Annotated in this window: 1 protein-coding gene; it reads right to left on the reverse strand. The window is 62.3% G+C overall.

The genetic code is table 11. The annotated features are described in order from the left end of the window. Nucleotides 1-476, reverse strand: a 476-nt coding sequence (locus QWZ14_RS10830) for an NAD(P)/FAD-dependent oxidoreductase (protein WP_290316669.1), incomplete at its 3' end; no start/stop codon positions are given. Nucleotides 477-637: the final 161 nt, after the last annotated feature.

The following is a 637-nucleotide window of genomic DNA, read 5'->3' on the forward strand; positions in this document are numbered from 1 at the left end:
TGCCAATCCAGCATGAGACCGGGAGCTACAACCAACCTGCCATACCTGACGACTTGCTGGTCCTCGAGGATAATTGCTTGTTTCTCAGGCTCGAACGCCGTGACTGATGTCCTGATCCAGTGGACCCCGCACGGAATTTGCGAAGCCATAGTCCGCGCCGTCGAGGCGAGCGTGAACACTCCGGCGCCCACCATGGTCCAGCCGGGTTGGTAGTAGTGGGCATCCGACGGGTCGATGATGACGATGTCGAGGTCCGGCTCGCGTGCCTTCAGGCTGGCGGCCACGGCGATGCCAGCCGCACCGCCGCCAACCACCACCACCTCGTAACGGACCTCGCCGGACTGCAATGCTCGGTCCCTCACTGTCGTCTTGAAGGTAAAGGATGCCTTGTCAGCAAGGGCATCCACTTCAAGAGCCACAGCTGATGTTCGATCCGGCATGGCGAGGCCTCCCTTGTGACTCGAATGCGTGCTCATGCGTGTCCCACCGAGCGCCAGATCATGTAGAAGGCAACGACGAAGATGAGGCCCGCGAATACGCGACTCAGCGTGTCGCGCTGAGCGGAGAGGTGGCAGGCCGCTTTCATGCCCAGCCAGCCTCCAAGGAGGCCGCCGCCGATGAACTCGGCGGCCACGGT

Source organism: Paeniroseomonas aquatica (assembly GCF_030409335.1).
GTDB classification, from domain to species: Bacteria; Pseudomonadota; Alphaproteobacteria; order Acetobacterales; family Acetobacteraceae; genus Belnapia; species Belnapia aquatica.